General features: G+C 54.1%; 17 protein-coding genes. 12 read left to right on the forward strand and 5 right to left on the reverse strand.

Annotated features, from left to right (window positions below):
- Positions 1–9 precede the first annotated feature (9 nt).
- The 3 genes from SC127_RS13130 to SC127_RS13140 form a co-directional block, all read right to left on the reverse strand.
- Complete coding sequence (locus SC127_RS13130) at positions 10–1,323, reverse strand: LLM class flavin-dependent oxidoreductase (RefSeq protein ID WP_243079378.1); 1,314 nt, start codon at positions 1,321–1,323, stop codon at positions 10–12.
- A gap of 80 nt (positions 1,324–1,403) precedes the next feature.
- Complete coding sequence (locus tag SC127_RS13135) at positions 1,404–2,558, reverse strand: amidohydrolase (RefSeq protein WP_215848435.1); 1,155 nt, start codon at positions 2,556–2,558, stop codon at positions 1,404–1,406.
- Positions 2,559–2,584: 26 nt separating this feature from the next.
- Positions 2,585–3,589: an MsnO8 family LLM class oxidoreductase gene (locus tag SC127_RS13140; protein ID WP_332626864.1), complete on the reverse strand. Its 1,005-nt coding sequence runs from the start codon at positions 3,587–3,589 to the stop codon at positions 2,585–2,587.
- A gap of 418 nt (positions 3,590–4,007) precedes the next feature.
- Here SC127_RS13140 and SC127_RS13145 point away from each other — a divergent pair, with 418 nt between their 5' ends.
- From SC127_RS13145 to SC127_RS13180, 8 genes are read left to right on the forward strand one after another with little or no spacing between them, the layout of a single operon-like run.
- Positions 4,008–5,642, forward strand: coding sequence for a TIGR04028 family ABC transporter substrate-binding protein (locus tag SC127_RS13145; protein ID WP_332626865.1), 1,635 nt, complete (start codon positions 4,008–4,010; stop codon positions 5,640–5,642).
- 13 nt (positions 5,643–5,655) lie between these two features.
- A complete protein-coding gene (locus SC127_RS13150; RefSeq protein WP_332627042.1) occupies positions 5,656–6,597 on the forward strand; it encodes an ABC transporter permease in 942 nt (313 codons plus the stop codon).
- A complete protein-coding gene (locus SC127_RS13155; protein WP_332626866.1) occupies positions 6,594–7,448 on the forward strand; it encodes an ABC transporter permease in 855 nt (284 codons plus the stop codon). Before SC127_RS13150 ends, SC127_RS13155 begins: the two co-directional genes overlap by 4 nt.
- Positions 7,445–9,052, forward strand: coding sequence for an ABC transporter ATP-binding protein (locus tag SC127_RS13160; RefSeq protein WP_332626867.1), 1,608 nt, complete (start codon positions 7,445–7,447; stop codon positions 9,050–9,052). The genes SC127_RS13155 and SC127_RS13160 overlap by 4 nt, the downstream gene beginning before the upstream one ends.
- Positions 9,049–10,038: a putative FMN-dependent luciferase-like monooxygenase gene (locus tag SC127_RS13165; protein ID WP_243079373.1), complete on the forward strand. Its 990-nt coding sequence runs from the start codon at positions 9,049–9,051 to the stop codon at positions 10,036–10,038. Before SC127_RS13160 ends, SC127_RS13165 begins: the two co-directional genes overlap by 4 nt.
- 21 nt (positions 10,039–10,059) lie before the next feature.
- Positions 10,060–11,163 (forward strand): alkylhydroperoxidase domain protein, encoded by a 1,104-nt coding sequence (locus tag SC127_RS13170; RefSeq protein ID WP_332626868.1) that lies wholly within the window; start codon positions 10,060–10,062, stop codon positions 11,161–11,163.
- A gap of 2 nt (positions 11,164–11,165) precedes the next feature.
- Positions 11,166–12,344, forward strand: a complete 1,179-nt coding sequence (locus SC127_RS13175) for an amidohydrolase (protein ID WP_332626869.1) — start codon at positions 11,166–11,168, stop codon at positions 12,342–12,344.
- A 20-nt stretch (positions 12,345–12,364) separates the two neighbouring features.
- Positions 12,365–13,213, forward strand: a complete 849-nt coding sequence (locus SC127_RS13180; RefSeq protein WP_215848442.1) for a VOC family protein — start codon at positions 12,365–12,367, stop codon at positions 13,211–13,213.
- A gap of 30 nt (positions 13,214–13,243) precedes the next feature.
- Here SC127_RS13180 and SC127_RS13185 read toward each other — a convergent pair whose 3' ends face one another.
- Positions 13,244–14,050 carry an ABC transporter ATP-binding protein gene (locus tag SC127_RS13185; protein WP_332626870.1) on the reverse strand — a complete coding sequence of 269 codons (807 nt, stop codon included), beginning with the start codon at positions 14,048–14,050 and terminating at the stop codon, positions 13,244–13,246.
- 288 nt (positions 14,051–14,338) lie between these two features.
- Between SC127_RS13185 and SC127_RS13190 the strand changes: the two genes are divergently transcribed.
- Entirely contained in the window at positions 14,339–15,346 is a 1,008-nt protein-coding gene (locus SC127_RS13190; RefSeq protein ID WP_332626871.1) for an ABC transporter permease, read from the forward strand.
- A 29-nt stretch (positions 15,347–15,375) separates the two neighbouring features.
- Positions 15,376–16,428, forward strand: a complete 1,053-nt coding sequence (locus tag SC127_RS13195; RefSeq protein WP_332626872.1) for a PLP-dependent cysteine synthase family protein — start codon at positions 15,376–15,378, stop codon at positions 16,426–16,428.
- 40 nt (positions 16,429–16,468) lie between these two features.
- On the opposite strand, the gene SC127_RS13200 is transcribed toward SC127_RS13195, so the two are convergent.
- A complete protein-coding gene (locus SC127_RS13200; protein ID WP_243079367.1) occupies positions 16,469–17,518 on the reverse strand; it encodes an ABC transporter substrate-binding protein in 1,050 nt (349 codons plus the stop codon).
- Between the two features lie 202 nt (positions 17,519–17,720).
- Here SC127_RS13200 and SC127_RS13205 point away from each other — a divergent pair, with 202 nt between their 5' ends.
- Together SC127_RS13205 and SC127_RS13210 are read left to right on the forward strand one after the other, a co-directional pair.
- On the forward strand, positions 17,721–18,884 hold the full coding sequence (locus tag SC127_RS13205) for an acyl-CoA dehydrogenase family protein (protein WP_332626873.1): 1,164 nt from the start codon (positions 17,721–17,723) through the stop codon (positions 18,882–18,884).
- Positions 18,881–19,972, forward strand: a complete 1,092-nt coding sequence (locus SC127_RS13210) for an LLM class flavin-dependent oxidoreductase (protein ID WP_243079365.1) — start codon at positions 18,881–18,883, stop codon at positions 19,970–19,972. The genes SC127_RS13205 and SC127_RS13210 overlap by 4 nt, the downstream gene beginning before the upstream one ends.
- The last annotated feature ends 10 nt before the right edge of the window (positions 19,973–19,982 follow it).

Consider the following 19,982-nt stretch of genomic DNA (forward strand, 5'->3'; position numbering starts at 1 on the left):
CGAAGACTCTTATTGTTGTGTGAACTGATTAACGGGTTGTTTCAGGGCAAAACTGTCGCGCAATGTGGTTCCGGGATACTCGCGACGCGATAAACCACGCGCCTGCAAAATCGGCACCACGCGATCAACAAAGCGTTCAAAGGTATCTGGCGTACCGCCGTTGATAATGAAACCGTCGGTGGCGTCGGTTTCAAACCAGAGTTGCAAACCATCAGCGACTTGTTCAGGCGTACCGTGGAACAGCGGGCGCGGGGTAGCCGCTTCCAGCGCAGCCTGACGCAGCGTGTGATTAAACTGACGCGCCTTGCTTTTGATTTCATCGGTGGTGCTGCGGAAGCTGTTTTGTCCGATATCGCCTAATTCAGGGAAAGGTTCATCAAGGGGATATTGCGAGAAGTCGTGATGATCAAAGAAACGACCCAAATAGTTGAGCGCATCTTTAATCGAGACCAGCGCAGCGGTGGTTTGATATTGCTGTTCCACGTCGTCGGCATCGTCGCCAACAATCACGCTAACCCCCTGGAAAATGTGCAAATCTTCCGGTTTACGGCCTTTCTCCACCAGCTGCTGCTTAACGTCGCGATAAAACGCCTGCGCTTCTTCTCGCGTCGGTTGATGAGTAAAAATTGCATCGGCGTGGCTGGAGGCCAGCTTTTTGCCATCTTCAGACGCACCGGCCTGGAAGATAATCGGTCGGCCCTGCGGCGTGCGGCCAATGTTCAGCGGGCCTTGCACCTGGAAGAAATCGCCATGGTGATCCAGCGTATGCAGCTTGCTGGGATCAAAGAACTGGCCGCTCTCTTTGTTACGAACAAACGCATCCTTTTCCCAGGAATCCCACAACCCTTTCACCACCTGCAAATACTCATCGGCAATGCGATAGCGCAGCGCATGTTCCGGGTGCTGGGCGCGTGAGAAGTTCTTAGCAGACCCTTCCAGTGGCGATGTCACCACATTCCAGCCAGCGCGTCCGCCGCTCAAATGATCGAGGCTGGCAAACTGGCGCGCCACGGTAAAGGGTTCGCTGTAGGAGGTCGAAACCGTGCCGACCAGCCCCAAATGTTCCGTCACGCCGGCCAACGCGGACAGCAAGGTTAACGGCTCAAAACGGTTTAAAAAGTGAGGGATCGACTTTTCATTGATGAATAACCCGTCAGCAACAAACAAAAAATCGAGTTTGCCCTGCTCAGCTTTACGCGCAATCTTCTTGGCAAACGCAAGGTTGATGCTGGCATCAGCCTGCGCTGCCGGATGGCGCCACGCTGACATATTGCCTGACGCACCGTGCAAAATCGTACCCAGTCGAAGCTGTCTCGTTGTCATGATCTTCTCTCTGTTTTAGTCGTAGCGAGCCTGGCGAGAGTGCATTTGCCTCGCGTCCAGACGCCATTTAAAAAGGGGGATTAATTCAGAAGGGGTTCACAACATCGTGCGTTGAGATGTTGCAGCGCCTGCTGCGCCAGTTGGGCAAAATAGTGTGCGGCAGGGGCAATTGAGGCTTCATCCGGCGTGAAGGCAGCATGATGTAAACCAAAATCGCTGGCGCTGCCGATACTGACAAATACACCGGGAATTTTTTGCAGATAGTAGGCAAAATCCTCACCAAGCAGGTGCAAATCAGCCGTTTGCACGTGATAGCCGACCTGCGCCGCAATCTCGCTACTGAAGCGCGCCCAATCGGGATCGTTGATCAACACAGGCGGCCCAGGATGCCAACGAAGTGTCGCGTCGGCACCATGGGCTAAGGCAATGCTCTCCACCAACTGACGCAGTCGCTGTTCCAGTTCGGCGCGTACCTGAAGATCGTGAGTACGCGCGGTGCCGCCAAATTCCACCCCGCTCGGCAATACATTCCAGGTTTTACCGCCGTCAATGCGCGTAATGCTCAGCACCACGCTATCGAGCGCATTGAAGCTGCGGCTGGTTAAGGTTTGTAGTGCCTGAATGATCTGACTGGCAACCACAATCGCATCAACGCCTTGCTCAGGGTGTGCAGCATGCGCGCCTTTGCCGTTGACGTGGATAATGAATTTGTCCGCATTGGCATAAAACGCGCCGCCGCGCGTGGCGAAGGTGCCGGTGGGCAACCCCGGTTCGTTGTGCATGCCAAAAATAGCCTGTACATCCTCTAACACGCCCGCCTTGATGAACTGTTTTGCACCACGGCCAATTTCCTCAGCAGGCTGAAATAAGATGCGCACGCACCCTTTCAGTTGCGCTTCCTGCGCTTTTAATTCCAGTGCTGCGCCCAGCATTACCGCGCTGTGCAGATCGTGCCCGCAGGCATGCATCACACCAGGATGGCGAGAATGAAAGCTGACACCGCTGGCTTCGTGAATCGGCAGTGCATCGATATCGGCACGCAGCGCCACCCGCGTTTCACCGCTGCCAATTTCGGCTACCACACCGCTCTCCAGCGGAAAGTCCAGTAAGCGAATACCCGCACTCTGCAACCATTCACGCAGACGCGCAGTGGTCGCAAATTCCTTTCCGGAGAGTTCTGGCCAGGTGTGCAGTTCGCGTCGCCACGCAATCAACTGTGATTCATTCGGCTTCATGGTTTACCTCCGCTGAATGTCTGCACTCAGGCTTCGACCAGATGGTGCGTCGCCAACAACGCCAGCGACGCATGACGCGCAACGGGTTCGGCAATCGGTGTATCAATAATGAATTCGTCGATGTTGAAGTTCTGATGCAGCGCTTCTAGCTGAGCATGGACTTGAGCCGCGGTGCCTTTGAGCAGCGACGGCGTGCGCGGCTCGATCAGGTAATCGGAAAATCCCCCCTGCCGCACATAACGCTCTGCCTGTTCCAGGCTGCCGACATTCACGCTCGGGCCGTTTTTGACCTGCACGTGATAGTGCTTGAGATCGGACACCAGCAGATCCGCCTCAGCAGGAGAATCCGCCACCACAACCTGCACTGCAACCAAGGCACGTTGCCCCTTACTGAGCGTGGAATAGGTATTCAGCGAATGCTCAAGCAACGGGCGATCGCCATTGATGTGGGCAGCAAAAACAAATTGCCAGCCCAGCTCCGCCGCGAGTTTGGCACTCTCTTCGCTGGCACCCAGCAGAAAGCGATTCGCCGGTCGCGCCGGTTGTGGCGTGGCGCGTAAAACCTCTTCGTCGTCATTTTCATCCTGCGCGCGGGTCTGCAACCAGTTATCAAGCAGGCGCAACTGTTCGGCGAAACTGCCCTTCTCGTCAGCGTGAACACCCAGTTGCAGCGCATGGGTTGAAAGCGGTAAACCGCCCGGTGCTTTACCCACGCCAAGATCGATGCGTCCCGGCGCCAGTGAAGCCAACAGGTTAAAATTTTCGGCGACTTTATACGGGCTGTAATGTTGCAACATCACGCCGCCTGAGCCCACTCGAATATGTTGCGTCTGCGCGATGATCCAGGCGATCAATACTTCAGGTGAAGGACTCGCCAGGCGATCGGTATTGTGATGCTCGGCCAACCAGAAACGGTGAAAGCCCCAGCTTTCTGCCTGCTGAGCCAGCTGTAATGTGCGCTGTAGCGCGGCGCTGGGCGCTTCTCCCGTTACAACCGGTGATTTATCTAACAGACTCAGTCGATATGACATTCACCCTTCCCTCTTAAATACGATTTGTGGGCTAGTGTGGAGCGGAGGTTATATTTCGTAAAACAACAAATATGAAAATACGAAGTTAAAAAATGGCAATGCAACGTAATGCGCATTGTGTCTTGAAATGAATTACGAATAAAAAAACAGGCTTAATGCGAAATATATTTATTAAAGTGTAATCACTCCGCCGTTAATTATTCGCGTTGCGGAAAGGCGGCAAGCCTGTTCATCCCCACCACAGAAAATTCAGGGTAACTGGCATGCACAAGCGCAGCCAACACCTCTGCGACGTGAAGGATTGAGGGTATTTGTCAATTCCAGATAAGCTTTGACCAATTCGTTGCTTCACCTGATAGCGCCGTCATTCGATGATGATTCCAGCCTGCTAAGGCAATTAATAACAAAGGAATTCAACATGAAGACGTTATTACCGATTTCGCCATTGTCGCGCGCTTTGGCCTTTGCCTTACTCGCCGGGAGTTTTGCCAGCCATGCCGCTGAGACGCCGGTTAAAGGCGGCACGCTGATCTATCTTGAACAGCAGGCGCATACCAATCTTTATCCACCCGCAGGTGGGTTTTATCCTAATGGCGGCATACTGAATCAAATTACCGATAAACTGACCTGGCAGAATCCAAAGACGTTGCAGGTTGAACCCTGGATTGCAGAAAGCTGGACCACCAATGAAAATAAAACCGAATACACCTTTAAATTAAAATCGGGTGTCACCTTTTCTGATGGCACACCATTAGATGCCAATGCCGTAGCTAAAAACTTCGATACTTACGGATTAGGAAATAAAGCTCAACGCCTGCCGGTTTCAGAGGTGATTAATAATTACGATCGCAGTGAAGTCATTGATCCACTCACGGTGAAGTTTTATTTCAAAAAACCGTCACCGGGCTTTTTACAAGGCACCGCAACCATTGGTTCCGGGCTGGTATCGCTAAGCACGCTGGCGCGTAATTTTGATCAACTGGGTGATGCGCGCAATATCATTGGTTCTGGCCCTTTTGTGGTCAGCGCTGAAAAGTTAGGACGCGAAGTCGATTTAACCGCCCGTAAAACGTATGACTGGGGCCCTAAAAATGGTCAACAGCAAGGCCCGGCGAATCTCGACGGCATTAAAGTGATCGTCACCCCGGAAGACAGTGTGCGTATTGGTGCATTGCTGGCGGGTCAGGCAGATTTTATTCGTCAGGTACAGGCTTACGATGAGAAGCAGGCCAAAGACCAAAACTTTCCTATTTATGCCGCACCCACGCGTGGGGTAAATGACAGCATCAGTTTCCGTCCAGATAACCCATTGGTCAGCGATATTCGCGTACGTCAGGCGCTGCTGCATGCCACTCACTCGAAACAGGTGGTTGAAACGCTGTTCTCACCAAATTATCCGCAAGCAACATCGGTGATTGCTACCACTGCCGCTGGTTACGTTAATTTGGCTGACAAGCTCACCTTCGATCAGGCAAAAGCCAAAAGTCTGCTGGATGAAGCGGGTTGGAAAGCGGGTGCCGATGGCATTCGTGAAAAACAGGGACAACGTCTGGCGTTGACCGTATATGAATCACTGCCGCAGCCGCAGAACAAAGAGGTGCTTCAGCTCATTGCACAGCAGTGGCGTCAGGTTGGCGTGGCGTTAACGGTAAAAGCCGGTGATGCAGGCAGTAAAACCATCGACAGCCTCGACCCGCAGAAAACACCGCTGAATGTCACCGAAGTCGGCCGCGCCGACCCTGATGTGATTAAAAGCAGTTTCTATTTTGCTAACCGCGATGCGCTGCTGCAAAAAGGCGGCTCCAGCGACAAGGTGAAAAACTTCCGTGACGACAAGCTGAATCAACTACTGGTGGATATTTCCGCTGAAGTTGATCCGGCCAAACGCCTGCAATTAACCGGCGACGTGCAGCGCTATTTGCTGGACCAGGCCTACGTGATCCCGGTGTTTGAAGAGCCGCAAGTCTTTGCGGGTGCGCCCTGGTTAAAAGGCGTCAATTTCGAAGCCGTTGGCCGTCCAGCGCTGTATGGCGCATGGCTGGAAAAACATTAAGTTGAGGTGAATGATGCGACGTTATCTGCTGCATCGGGTTGGGCTTGGGCTGCTGGTGTTATGGGCCGCTTTCACCCTCTCTTTCGTGCTGTTGCAAGTGCTGCCGGGCGACGCGATTTTGATTAAATTTCAAAATCCCGATCTTGGCCTCAGCCCACAACAGATCGCGGAGATGCGCGAGGCGTATGGTGCTGACAACCCGTTGTGGCAGCAATATCTGCATACGCTGGTCGCCATGCTGCACGGTGATTTTGGCTATTCCGTGCAGGCGGGCGTGCCGGTCAGCGATCAGCTAACCAGCAATCTGCCCGGCACATTACGCCTGGCGCTGTGTGGCTTTTTGCTGGCGATGGCTCTGGCGTTCGTGCTCGCGGCGTTGTCACGTTTTCCGGCGTTACGCAGCCTGCGCAATCTGTTGCAATCGCTGCCTGCGCTGTTCATTTCAGTGCCAACCTTTTGGCTCGGCATTGCCCTGATTCAGCTGTTCTCTTTCCAGCTGCGTTGGATTCCGGTGATCAATCCGTCGCCGTGGCAGGGCTTGATCCTGCCGATTATCACTGTGGCCATTCCGATTTCGGCCCCTTTGGCACAAATTCTATTACGCAGCATTGACGATGTGGCGACGCGTCCGTTTGTCGCGGTGGCTCGCGCTAAAGGGGCCAGTGAAAGTTATGTGCTGTGGCGCCATGTGTTACGTAACGCCATGCTACCGGTGCTCAACGTGGCCGGTTTGCTGTTAGGCGAGCTGATCGCAGGAGCGCTGATTACTGAAACCGTGTTTGGTCTGGATGGCTTGGGCCAACTGACGCAGCAGGCTGTGAATAATCAGGATGTGGCAGTATTGCAAGCCGTGGTGATGATTTCAGCGCTGGGATTTGTCGTGATTAACCTGCTGGTCGATCTGCTGATGCCGCTGCTGGATCCCCGGTTACAAACAGTGGGAGGTGCAGCATGAGTCTGGTCGATTACGCCAGCGCACGTCAAAAAACGGCGGCCACACCTCGCCGCAGTTTCTCTGTGCAACCCGGTTTATGGCTGGCCTGGTTAGTAATGATTGCTGCGCTGCTGGCCGCAGTGGCGCCAGGAGTGTTCACTGACTACAGCGCAACCGACGGTGTTGCCGGTGCGCAACGTTTAGCCCCACAACTCGGACACTGGCTCGGCACCGATCAACTCGGACGCGACCTTTATGCACGCATTATCTACGGCGCATCACATTCACTCTCTGCGGTACTGATTGCGGTAGCGATGGGATTGATCGTGGGAACCGCGTTAGGCGTGCTGGCAGGTTCAATCGGCGGCAGAACGGAATCCTGGCTAATGCGCGCTGTGGATGTGCTGCTCTCAATTCCGTCACTTTTATTGTCGTTAAGCGTGTTGATTCTCATGGGTTTCGGCACCTTGCATGCCGCACTGGCAGTCGGCGTTGCGTCTATCGCCAGTTTTTCCCGTCTGGCACGCGGTGAAGTCGTACGCATTCGTCACAGCGAATACGTTGAAGCCGCCTTTGGTAGCGGCGGACGCTTCTCTACGGTGCTGTGGCGTCACATTTTACCTAACGCGCTGACGCCGGTTATCGCCTACGCCGCGTTGCAGTTTGGTCAGGCCATTCTGGCGCTCTCGACGCTGAGCTTTCTCGGTTACGGCACGCCACCGCCCGCGCCTGAGTGGGGATTATTGATTGCCGAAGGTCGAAACTATCTGGCAACCGCATGGTGGCTAACCACCTTTCCCGGCGTGGTGGTGATAGCCGTGGTGCTGTCAGCGAATCGCATCAGCCAGCAACTGTCAGGAGTCCGCCGATGAGCACGTTATTAAAGGTCGACAATCTCAGCCTGAGTTATCGCAGCGCCAACGCCTGGCAACAGGTGGTGCACAACGTCAGCTTTGAACTGAAAGCAGGTGAAATAGTGGCGCTGGTGGGTGAATCAGGGTCGGGCAAAACCACCACCGCGCAGGCGATTATTGGTTTGATGGCGGAAAATGGCCGCCGCGATAACGGCAGGATTTTGCTCAATGATGAGGAGATCAGCCAATGGTCGCAAAAGCGTTTTGATTCGCTGCGCGGCGCGCGCATTAGCCTGGTGCCGCAGGATCCGGGCAATTCCCTGAATCCGGTAAAAACCATTGGCGAACAAGTGGCAGAAATCTTGCGTCTGCATCTCAACCTTAGCCGTTCTCAGCGGCAACAGCGGGTGATTGACCTGCTCACACGGGTGGGATTAAGTCATCCTGAACAGCGTGTTAATCACTATCCGCACCAGCTTTCTGGTGGTATGAAGCAGCGCGTGCTGATCGCTATCGCCCTGGCATTGCAGCCGGACATCATCATTGCCGACGAACCCACCAGCGCTCTGGATGTCACGGTGCAGAAACGCATTCTCGATCTGCTTGATACGCTACGTCGTGAATCGGGCACGGCGGTGTTATTTGTCACCCATGATTTAGCACTGGCCGCCGAACGTGCCGATCGCATTATTGTGTTTCGTCACGGCGAGATTCAGGAAGCGGGCGTAACCGCAGACGTGATCACTACACCGAAGCATCCGTACACGCGGCAATTGCTGACCGATGCCGCACCGCGCCCGCGCCAGCCTTACTCTGCGGCCCGCTTTTCTGCCCCGGCTATTCAGGCAACAGCCATTAATAAAAGCTTTAGGCTGAGCAAACAACAGCGCTTGCAGGCGTTGAATGATGTGACTTTTCAGGTGCAGCGCGGCACCACACATGCATTGGTGGGTGAATCTGGCTCCGGCAAAACCACGCTGGCGCGCATTCTGCTTGGCTTTGAGCAGCCCGACAGCGGCAGCGTGAAGCTGGATGGCATTGTCGTCAACGGCATGAAGGGCGAAGCGCTACGCCAGTTGCGCCGAAAAATTCAGTTTGTTTATCAAAACCCGTTTGCCTCACTCGATCCGCGCCAGACTCTGTTTGAGATCATTGAAGAACCGCTGCTCAACTTTGAAAAGCTGAGTCGTGCAGAACGTCGCCTGCGGGTTGAAGCGGTAACTGCACGTGTGGCTTTGCCGCTAGCGTTTTTATCTCGTCGCGCCCGTGAGCTTTCCGGCGGTCAGCGACAGCGTGTCGCACTGGCGCGAGCATTAATATTACAGCCGTCGATTCTGGTGCTTGATGAAGCCACCTCCGCACTGGATGTCACCGTGCAGGCGCAAATTCTGACGCTGTTGCAGCAGCTTCAGGCTGAGCAAGGTTTGACCTATCTGTTTATCACCCACGATTTAATGACAGTGCGGCAAATCGCCGACAGCGTCACGGTATTAAAAGCGGGAGAAGTGGTTGAGCGTGGTGACGTTGTCACGATATTTGAATCACCGCAACACGCCTATACCCAAGAATTGATCGCGGCTATTCCCCCGCTTTACCCGACTCATCAAGAGGAACCTGCATGAATATCGGCTTTTTTACTCGCCTACTGGATAACGTCCCGGCGAAAGAGCGCTATCGGCTGGCGACAGAGCAGATTCAACACGCTGAGCGACTGGGTTTCGACGGAGCGTGGATTGCACAGCACCATTTTCATGAACAGGAAGGCGGCTTGCCGGCACCGCTGCTGTTTTTGGCGCATGTTGCTGCCCATACGCGCTCCATCCGCCTGGGCACCGCGATCATTACGCTGCCAATGGAAAACGCGTTACGCGTAGCGGAAGATGCCGCCGTATTGGATTTGCTGGCCGATGGACGACTGGAAATCGGACTGGGTTCAGGCGGTACGCCAAATTCGTTTTTACCGTTTGGCCTGACGTTTGCCGATCGCAGCGGCGCATTCAACGACAATTTGCACACCCTGATCAGCGCCTGGCGCGGTGATTCGCTAAGCCATCCGGATAACCACCTTTATCCGGCGGCCCCACAACTGGCCGAACGGGTATGGATTGCCACCTTCTCGGTTGAAGGTGCGATTCGTGCCGCCCAGGCGGGACACGGCTTGATGTTATCCCGCACTCAGCCGCGTCCCGCTGGACAACCTGAATTGCCGCTGGACGCCATTCAAAATCCGATTATTGACGCTTATTTGGCGGCGCTTCCAACCCTTGTAGCACCACGCATTCTGGCTTCGCGAACTGCCTTCGTCGCCGATTCCACTGATTATGCGCGGCGCATCGCCGAGCCGGGCATTCGTCAGCAAGCGGCGCACTATCTCGCCAGCGGCCATACGCTGCGTGGCGAAAGTTTCAGCGATTTACTGACGCAGTTTGATGCGCACGTTGGCGACGCCAGTGACGTTCTGGCTTCACTAGCGCAAGACAGCGTTTTGTCGCGCGTTACTGATATTTCGTTTCAGGTGCATTCCGTTGAGCCTTCACACAGCGACACGCTGCGCTCAATCGAACTGATCGCTGAAACCATTGCACCCGCGCTCAAAGCGGCGGGTTAAGCACGCTAACTGGAGAAGAAGATGACTCAACCCAACGATTTACTGGCTGCGCTGGCAGACATCGCTCCCGATTCTGAACTGGCGCAGGCACGTCAAACGCGTGACGCCGCTACACGACATGCGCAAGGCAGTTACGACGTGCTGTTTAGCCAGGCCGATGAAGACTTTACCTTGGCGGAACGGTTCGCAATCGCGGCGCACGTGGCAGAATGGCACGCACAAGCGGGTTTGCAGGCGCATTACCGGCAGCAGGCAGAACCGCTGAGCGTTAGCACACGCCATCAGGTTGCCCTGGCCTTTGCAAAGCGCTTGACCTTTGCGCCGGTTGAGGCCAAGCCAGAACATCTTACTGAACTTCAACAAGCTGGCTGGAGTGCACGCGGCATTGTGACGTTGTCACAGTTAATCGCTTTTATCAGCTTTCAAAGCCGTTTATTAGCAGGGTTATTACTGCTCCAGGGCCAGCAGCCAACGAGTGAGGGTCCGGCTGTAGTGGCGGGCCGCTGGCATGATGCGCCGCAGACCGCGAGCGGGAAAACCGCGTTGACCGCCTTTACACAGCACGCGCTGGGATGGGAACCCTGGCTGGCTGCAAAACCGCTGGCCGAGTTTACGCCAGAAGAACACGCCACGCTGGCGCGTTTTGGGCACACGGATTCCGACTATTTCCGCCTGCTGGCGCGCAATCTGCCGCTGCTTGAGCAGCGAACCTTAACCGATAAAGGCATTTTCTATACCGCCGGTGGATTGCCGCGTGCCGAACGTGAATTAGCCGCTGCAGTGGTAAGTAAAGTGAACGGCTGCATATTCTGTGCTTCCGTACATGCACGCAAAGCCAGTCAACTCTCGAAAGAGGATGCAGCGGTACAAAAGCTGCTGAATGTTTCACCGGGTGCGGTGTTGTCGCATGGTCAATCTCCACGCTGGGCAGCGGTGATCGGCTTTTCAGCTTCTCTCTCCGTTACGCCACAGCAGGCATCATTGAATCAGATCATCGTGCTACGCGAGCAAGGCCTGGACACGCTGGCTCTGCTCGATCTGATCCAATCCAGCGCCTTCTTCGCCTGGGCCAACCGCCTGATGCTCACACTGGGTGAACCTTTCCTGCCAACGTCTCAAGGATGATCATGACTACGCTTTTAACTGAACAACGTTCTACCTCATTATCAGCACAACAGCTTTCACAACAGCGGGTGCAATGGCGGCGTGAATTACATCAGCATCCTGAGTTGTCCAATCAGGAGTTTGCCACCACAGAACGTATTACGCGCTGGTTGAAGCAAGGTGATATTCGTTTACTGCCGTTTGAGTTGAAAACCGGCGTGGTGGCTGAGATCGGCCAAGGCGAACCGTTAATTGCCCTGCGCGCTGATATTGATGCGCTGCCGATTGAAGAAGTCACCGGACAACCGTGGGCATCACAGCAACCTGGCGTTATGCATGCCTGTGGTCACGATCTGCATACTTCAGTGATGCTGGGTGTTGCCCATCAGCTCAAACAGCGCGAGGCTGAATTGCCGGGTCGGGTGCGCATTCTGTTTCAACCGGCTGAAGAGACGTTTGATGGCGCGAAGCAGCTGATTGACGCAGGCGCACTCGATGGCGTTCAGGCGATCTTTGGCATGCACAACGCACCAGATTTGCCATTGGGTGTATTGCACACGCGTCCCGGCGCGTTCTATGCCAATGTCGATCGCTTTATGATCCGCATTCATGGTAAAGGCGCACATGCCGCCCGACCACAGGAAGGCATCGATTCTATTGTGATTGCCAGCCACATTGTCACCGCTCTGCAAACCTTACCGAGTCGTGTATTCAGTTCGTTGGAATCGGTGGTGCTGAGCGTAACGCGCTTTACCGCCGGTAATACCTGGAACGTGCTGCCACAAAGCGTTGAGCTAGAAGGTACCGTGCGCACCCACAACGCTGACATCCGTGCCCAGATCCCGCATAAGATCACCTCTCTGATTCAGGGAATCGCCGGCGGCTTTGGCGCACAGGCTGAGCTGGAGTGGATTGAAGGTCCACCCGCATTAATCAACACACCTGCTTGGGCAGACTTCGCTTTGGCACTGGCGCAGGAAACCGGTTATCACGCTGAACGCGCTGAATCGCCGCAAATGGGTGGCGAGGACTTTGCTTTTTACCTGCAACAGCTACCTGGCGTTTTTGTCAGTATCGGCAGCGCCAGTGATTTTGGTTTGCACCATCCCGCTTTCGATCCTGATGAATCACTGATCGATGCAGCCGTTAACTATTTTAGCGAGCTGGCTCCGCGTGCTTTGCAGATTGTGGCGCAGCAATGACGAAAAGAAGGAGACACTTAATGTCTGTACCTGTTCCTCAACCCGTTCTGGATCATGTGGTGATCAACGTTGCCGATCAGTTAGATGCGGTGAGTGCGCTTTATCGTCGCCTCGGTTTTCAGCTGACTGAACGCGGTCATCACTCGCTGGGTTCCAGTAATCACCTGGCGATATTCGGTGAAAACTACCTTGAGCTGCTGGGTTATGAGCAAGGTAACGCCCAGAAACGTGCCGACCTTTGGCAAGCACCGCCAGGTCTAAGTGGACTGGTGTGGAAAACAGACGATGCAGACAGCGAATTCCTGCATTTACAGCGTCAGGATTTAGACGGTGACGCGCCCGCCTCTTTTCATCGCCCTGTCGACTTACCCGATGGCACGGTTGGTGAGGCACAATTTCGCACCGTTCGCCTGCGCCCGTCGTTAATTCCCAACGGCCGTAGTTTCTTTTGTCAGCATTTGACGCCAGAAAACGTCTGGCAAAAGGAATGGCAGCAACATCCCAACGGCGTGCAGAACATCAGCGAGTTTGTGATCGTAGCGCAGGATCCGGCGCTGGCGGCGCAGGTTTACAGCCATCTGTTTGGTGCCGCACGCATTCTTGCCTGCCCTGAAGGGGCTTTTGTTTTGCGTGCTGGCGCAGCAACAGTTCGCTTCGCCTCGGCAGACTATGCAAAACGTCGCTTTCATTCTTTACCCGAAGATTATGACGGCAGTGCACGCATGGCGGCGCTGGGATTTAAAACAGAGGATTTGGCGAAGGTCAAAGCGGCGTTGCTGCTGGGCGATGTGAATTTCATTGAGGAAGAGGAGGCGATTGTGGTGGAAGCCTCGTCAGGTTTTCACCTGGCGCTGCGCTTTCATCTATAACGTGCAGGGAAGGCTCAGCCTTCCCTGCTTTTAGGCGGCGACGTGCTCGCTACCCAGCAGCGAAAGAACCTTGCTACGCAGTGCCACTAATTCTGGATCATCACGGCGACGCGGCCACGGCTGCTTAACCTCAATAATCTCCACTATCTTCGCCGGACGCGGGCTAAACACCACCACGCGGTTAGCCATAAACAGCGCCTCTTCCACATCATGCGTCACCATCAAGGTCGTGAATTGCTGCTCTTGCCACAAATCGACAATCTCCTGCTGCATGCGTAAGCGCGTCAATGAATCCAGCTTGCCAAGCGGTTCGTCCAGAATCAGTAAGCGAGGATGATTGATTAAAGCGCGCGCCAATGCCGCACGCTGCGCCATGCCGCCAGAAAGTTGATGTGGCCAGGCGCGTGCAAACTGACGCAGACCTACGCGATCCAGCATGGCATTGATACGTTCTTCAGCCGCCTGCTTTTTCTCGCCCCGAATTTGCAGTCCTAATCCTACATTGTCGTAAACCGTGCGCCAGGGATAAAGCGTAGGATCTTGAAACACCACGACGCGAGAAGGGTGTGGCGCAGTAATGGCGCGACCTTCTTCTGCCAGTAAGCCACTGGCGGGTTGTTCGAGTCCAGCCAGCAAGCGCAGCAAGGTCGATTTACCGCAGCCGGACGGGCCTAATAGCGCCACAAACTCACCCGCTTTTACCTGCAAGTGAATATTTTCCAATACCGCCAAATCGTTTCCTTCCAGCGTAAAATGGTGGCTGACATTTTCGATATCAATATTAACGCCAGCACTGTTCGCGCCTCTATTAATAGCGTCTACATTCTGTGATGCCATATCATATTCCTCAAGCGGATGACTTTAAAAATGCATTTTAAAAATTAATAACACAAATAACCCGCCGGTAATTATGCTAATAGCAGCATAGCGTTTGCTAATCACTCATAAATAAAAACCGCATTACCTCATACAGGATTGTTATTTGGTGTGCGGTTCCAGCTTTGCGATATTGCTTTAAATGCGGGTTTATCAATATTGATGACTAACAGGGCTTGCGCATTCGCAATCAATTAATGAATGCCTGGCGAATACAGTAAATATTGCAGTTATCAGCGGGAGAGAAACATGGTGAGTGAAACGTTAGCACTGGGGCGATCGTCAAATGCGGTACGTCACATTGATCCCCTCTTATGGGCAGCATTACTCTGTTGGTGGGGATTGGTCGCGCTGATGACCGGCCTGCCCGATAAACAAATCGGCTTTGCGGCCCCACGCTTTGTCAATGAAACCCATGCGTTTTTTATCGCCCTTGCGTCACTTCTTACGGTGTTAGTGCTGGCAGCCAGCGCAGCACCCCATTTGAAACTCTGGCAACCGCTGAAAACCAGTGCGCGCTGGTTAGTGGTGTTAGCCCTGCTGTTGGGGATTTGGGAATACGTCACCGCGAAGCAGGCGCTGTTGCCCGCCCCCTTTTTCGCCCCACCGCGTGCGTTACTTGAAGCTTACGCCACAGATTGGCCCCGCCTGCTCGACAGCGTACTGAATTCGCTGCGTCTGCTGGCCATTGGGTTCGCCTTTGGTAGCGTGGTGGGATTCATTACTGGCGTGGCAATTGGCTGGTCGCGCGGGCTGGGATATTGGGTGCATCCTGTTTTACGTTTTCTTGGGCCGGTGCCGTCCACTGCGTTGTTACCGCTCTCGCTCTATTTCTTTCCCTCAAGCTTTTCCGCAGCGGTCTTTCTCATTGCGCTGGCGACCTGGTTCCCGGTGACGGTGTTGACGTGGTCAGGCGTCGCCAGCGTTGATAACCGTTATTACGATGTGGCGCGCACGCTGGGGGCGAACGCATTGTTTTTAGTGCTGCGTGTCGCCGTGCCCGCTGCTCTGCCGCATCTGTTTGTCGGGCTGTTTATGGGCTTGGGCGCCTCATTCTCGGTATTGGTTGCTGCAGAAATGATGGGTGTTAAATCAGGTCTTGGCTGGTATTTGCAGTGGGCGCAAGGCTGGGCGGCGTACGCCAACATGTATGCGGCATTGATCGTCATGGCGCTGCTGTGCTCTTCGCTGATTACGCTGCTGTTCATCGTGCGCGATCGCACGTTGGCGTGGCAGCGCAATGCGGTGAAATGGTGATCGCACTTTTATCTCAGTGAGGACAAGAAATGGCTGCATCTATTTATAATTCAATAACCGAGCTCACTGGCAATACGCCGCTGCTGCGCCTGACGCGCTTTAGTGAGCGCTACCAGTTGCATGTTGACCTGCTGGCGAAGCTGGAGTTGTTTAATCCTAATCACAGCGTGAAAGACCGCATTGCGCTGGCGATGATTGAAGATGCTGAACGCCGCGGCCTGATAAAGCCTGGCGATGTGATTGCTGAAACCACCAGCGGCAATACCGGTATTGGTCTGGCGGCGTTTGCGGCGGCAAAAGGTTATCACTTTCGTGTTTACATCAATGACTTTGTTAGTATCGAACGCAGCAAGGTGATTCAGGCTTTAGGCGCAGAACTGATCCCTTTTAGCCTGGTGCCGGGCTTTGCCGACTTCTATGCCTCTACCGACGGCGATTTTGTCGCGGCAACCCGCTGGCTGGTGGCGCGGGTGCGGGAAGCAGAACCGCATGTACACTTTTTGCAGCAGCTGGAGAACCCGGCGAATCCGCGTGTGCACGCGCTGACAACCGGGCCAGAGATCTGGCGCGATACGCAAGGTGAGCTTGATATTTTAGTGGCCTCGGTGGGCACCGGCGGTACGCTTTCTGGTATTGGGCGCTATCTCAAATCGCAGTATCCAGAACTTCATGTGGTTGCTGTAGAACCGGGTATTGGCTCGCAGCCACAACCTGATAATCCTGACCCGCTTGAGATCACTGGCGTTCACGCCTTTAGCAGCCAACCACCGGAGCGGATCCCCGCCAATGTCGATCATCAGGTGATTGATGAGGTGATTGCAGTGGAAACCTGGCAGGCGTATCAGGCGGCGCGCGAGCTGGCATTAGTCGAAGGGATATTAGTTGGGGATTCGTCGGGAGCGGTGCTGTATGCGGCAAGGCAGTTGGCAGCCAGGCCAGAGAATCAGGGAAAACGTATCGTCATTTTGCTGGCGGATGGCGGTGGAAATTATCTTTCTACGCAATTGTTCGATCACCATCGTCCCGCAGAAAGTTTAAAAAACGCCAATGCGGTACAGACATCGCAACCGCTTTTAAGCTGATCGTTACAAACAAAAAAGGCAGCCGAGGCTGCCTTTTTTGTTATATCAATACGTCTGAAGTAATACCTTTGGCGAAGAGCATCGGATCGGTTTCTGGACGTAATACGTTGATCGCTTTTAAATCGCGGGCATAGACGTCTATTTCCTTCACAAAGTCATTCCCCACGGAATAGTGGCCGTGCGTATGGGTTTTCAATACGCTGGCAATCTCCTGTGGCGTGGTATTCAGCGCTTTACCATTAAATTCGGTGCCAATGGTATCAGGATGCTGCGCCGCATAAGCATGCGCCTGTAAAATCGCATGGGTAATCGCCGCTGCCACTTCAGGCTGATCGCGAATCAAACTGCCGCGCGTACCAATGACGCAGCAGCTCAGATTGGCATATTCATCAATTAAGTTAGTCGCAACCTCGCGATAACCGGGCTGTTGAGAGAGTCGCCACATCACCGGATCGGATCCGGTTGCGGCCTGAATTTCACCCTTCTGTAACACCAGCGGCAATAGGTCTTGCGGATAAACGCGCCAGTTTACATCCGTATTAGGATCAAGCCCGTGCCGCTTCAGCATTAAGGAGAAAAAGTTTTTATCGGCACCGGCCATATCGGTAACGCCAATGGTGGTGCCTTTCAGCGCTTCAAGCGAGCGTGGACCGTCGTCGCGCGTTAACAGCCGCATACAACCGCCATGCGTGCCTGCCGTTAGCTTAACGTCAAAGCCCTGCTCCAGTGCTTTTAACCAGCGCAGCGCCATGCCCACCGCGGCTTCGGCTTTGCCAGTGGCAATCGACTCCAGTAAAAGTTCGGTTGAATTGCCAAAGTTGACGAACTCGACCTCCAAATTATGTGCTTTGAAGAAATTATGCTGATCGGCGACGATCACCGGCGCCAGACAAATAGCGTTGAGGTTCACCGCCAGACGTATTTTCGCGGGTTTTGCCAACGCCCATTTCCCTGCACCTCCCTGTAAAATATCCGGCGACATATTCATCGCGTCATGAGGGTTTGCCCAGGCGGGTAATGCGCTGGCGGCTAATGTCGCCGCCGAATAATTAAGAAAATGCCGACGAGATAGTGAATATTGAGCTGGCACGATGTTACTCCCAAATAATTGGAGACCCTTAAAATAAATAACGTTTTTATTAATCTTCTGCAGAGTAATGATTAATTTGCTCAGCAACCAGCATTGAAATTATGCCAATTCTGCATGAGGTTATCTGGTATTTTGCTTTTACATTGGCGGCATAAAAATAAAAGATTGCGTCACAATCAGGTTATTCATTGAGGCTTGCGTTATGTCCGTTAACGACAGCGATAATTCATCCATCTTTTTGCGAGAACGTCTGCCCGCCATTACGCGTACCCTCCAGGAATCAGCCGATCAGATTGATTGGCAGGGCGAATTTCCCCACGAAAATTTTGCGCTGTTGCAGCAACACGGATTACTGAGCCGGGCGCTACCGATTTCGGTGGGTGGATTCGGGGCTGATTTAACGGAATCCCGCACCATTATTGCCGCCATAGCACAAGGCGAACCCTCCACCGCCTTGATTGTGATTATGCAGTATTTGAATTCACGCCGTTTAGGTGATGATTCAGACTGGCCAGAATCCGTTCGTCTGCGGGTAGCGCAAAGCGTGCGCGATCAGGGCGCGTTGATTAATGCGCTGCGTGTTGAACCGGAACTCGGCACGCCAGCACGCGGCGGTTTACCCAAAACCATCGCGCGCCGTGAACCCGATGGTTGGCGCCTGAGCGGTGAGAAGATTTACGCCACCGGCAGCGTGGGCTTGAGCTGGTTTTTGGTTTGGGCAAGCAGCGACGACGCCGATCCGCTGGTGGGCAGTTATTTGGTCCCAGCATCGGCAACGGGCATTCGCATTGAACCTGAGTGGGATCATCTGGGTATGCGCGCCACGTGTAGCCATCGCGTGGTATTTGATGAGGTATGGATCCCGGCTGAAAATGCCGTCAACGTCAGCCGCTGGAGCGAACCACGTGCAGGTTTAAATGATGAGGAGACGGTGTGGATGGCGGTTTTGCTTGGATCGCTCTATGACGCCATCGCCCACGCCGCACGCGACTGGTTTATCACCTTTCTTCAGCAGCGCATCCCGGCAAATTTAGGTGCGCCGCTGGCGAGTTTGCCACGCTTTCAGGAGATTGTTGGCCGGGTAGAAACCTTGCTGTTTACCAGCCAGACGCTGCTCGATTTTGCCACGTCCGGGCTGGTTGCAAGCGCTCAGGCGCCGAAGATCAAACAGGTTGTGATTGAAAATGCCATTCGCAGCGTTCAGCTGATGGTGGAAAGCATTGGTAATCATGCCCTGACGCGCAGTAATCCACTTGAACGGCATTTACGTAACGTGCTGTGTGGCCGCATTCATACCCCGCAGGATGATGTCATTTTTACAGCTGCCGGTAAAACGGCGCTCTCATTTAACAGGAGTCACAAATGACGCTCGAATTTATTGGTCTGGTCGGCGCGCATGAACAGAGTGAATCGGATGCAGGCAACGGTAAAATTGTCGATATCCCTTTTATCAAAGCCTTTTCCCATGCTCAGGAATATGCAGGTTTCGATAAAGTGTTGCTGGCGGTCAATACCCGCGCGCCAGACTCGATGATTATCGCCAGTTACGTCGCCGCCTTTACGGAGAAGTTGGGTTTGCTGGTTGCGCATCGTCCCGGATTTCAAGCGCCCACCTTTGCTGCACGCCAGTTTGCCACGCTCGATCAGCTGAGTCAGGGACGCGCATCGATCAATGTGATTACCGGCGGAGACAGCGGCGATTTGCAGCGCGACGGCGATTTCTTGACCAAGGATGAGCGTTACGCCCGCACCGGTGAATATGTGCAGATCATGAAACAGGTGTGGCAATCCGACCAGCCTTTTGACTTTGAAGGCGCGTTTTATCAGGTACGGGATAATTTGACTGAGGTGAAACCGCTGCAAAAACCACGGGTGCCCATCTACTTTTCCGGTGCTTCACATGCTGCGGTGGAAATTGCAGCGCAACATGCAGATGTTTACATGATGTGGGGCGAACCGCTGGAACAGGTTGCAGCCCGCATTGAACAGGTGCGTGAAGCGGCGAAAAAATATGGTCGTGAAAATGAGATTCGCTTTAGTTTGTCACTGCGTCCGATTGTCGCTGCCAGCGATGAACAGGCGTGGGCACGGGCAGAATCGCTGCTGGCCGCCGCGCAGGCCAACATAGGCGGTAAAGCGATCCAGCCGGACAGCAATGTCGGTTCACAACGGTTGTATCAACTCGCGACGGCGCGCAAGGTTTATGACAGCTGCCTGTGGACAGGGATTGCGGCGCTTTCAGGCGCTGCGGGCAACTCAACCTCGCTGGTGGGTTCGCCGGAAACCGTCGCCAATGCCGCATTGGAATACTACAAACTCGGCGTGACGACGTTTCTGTTTCGTGGTTTCGATCAATTGCGCGATGCCACTGAGTATGGCCAGTATTTGCTACCCGTGATTCGTCAAAAAGTGGCGGAGTATGAAGCCGAGCAGAAGCGTTCATCAGCGGCTTAGGTAATAAGGC

The organism is Pantoea sp. T14 (assembly GCF_036663535.1).
Classification (GTDB): Bacteria; Pseudomonadota; Gammaproteobacteria; order Enterobacterales; family Enterobacteriaceae; genus Pantoea; species Pantoea phytostimulans.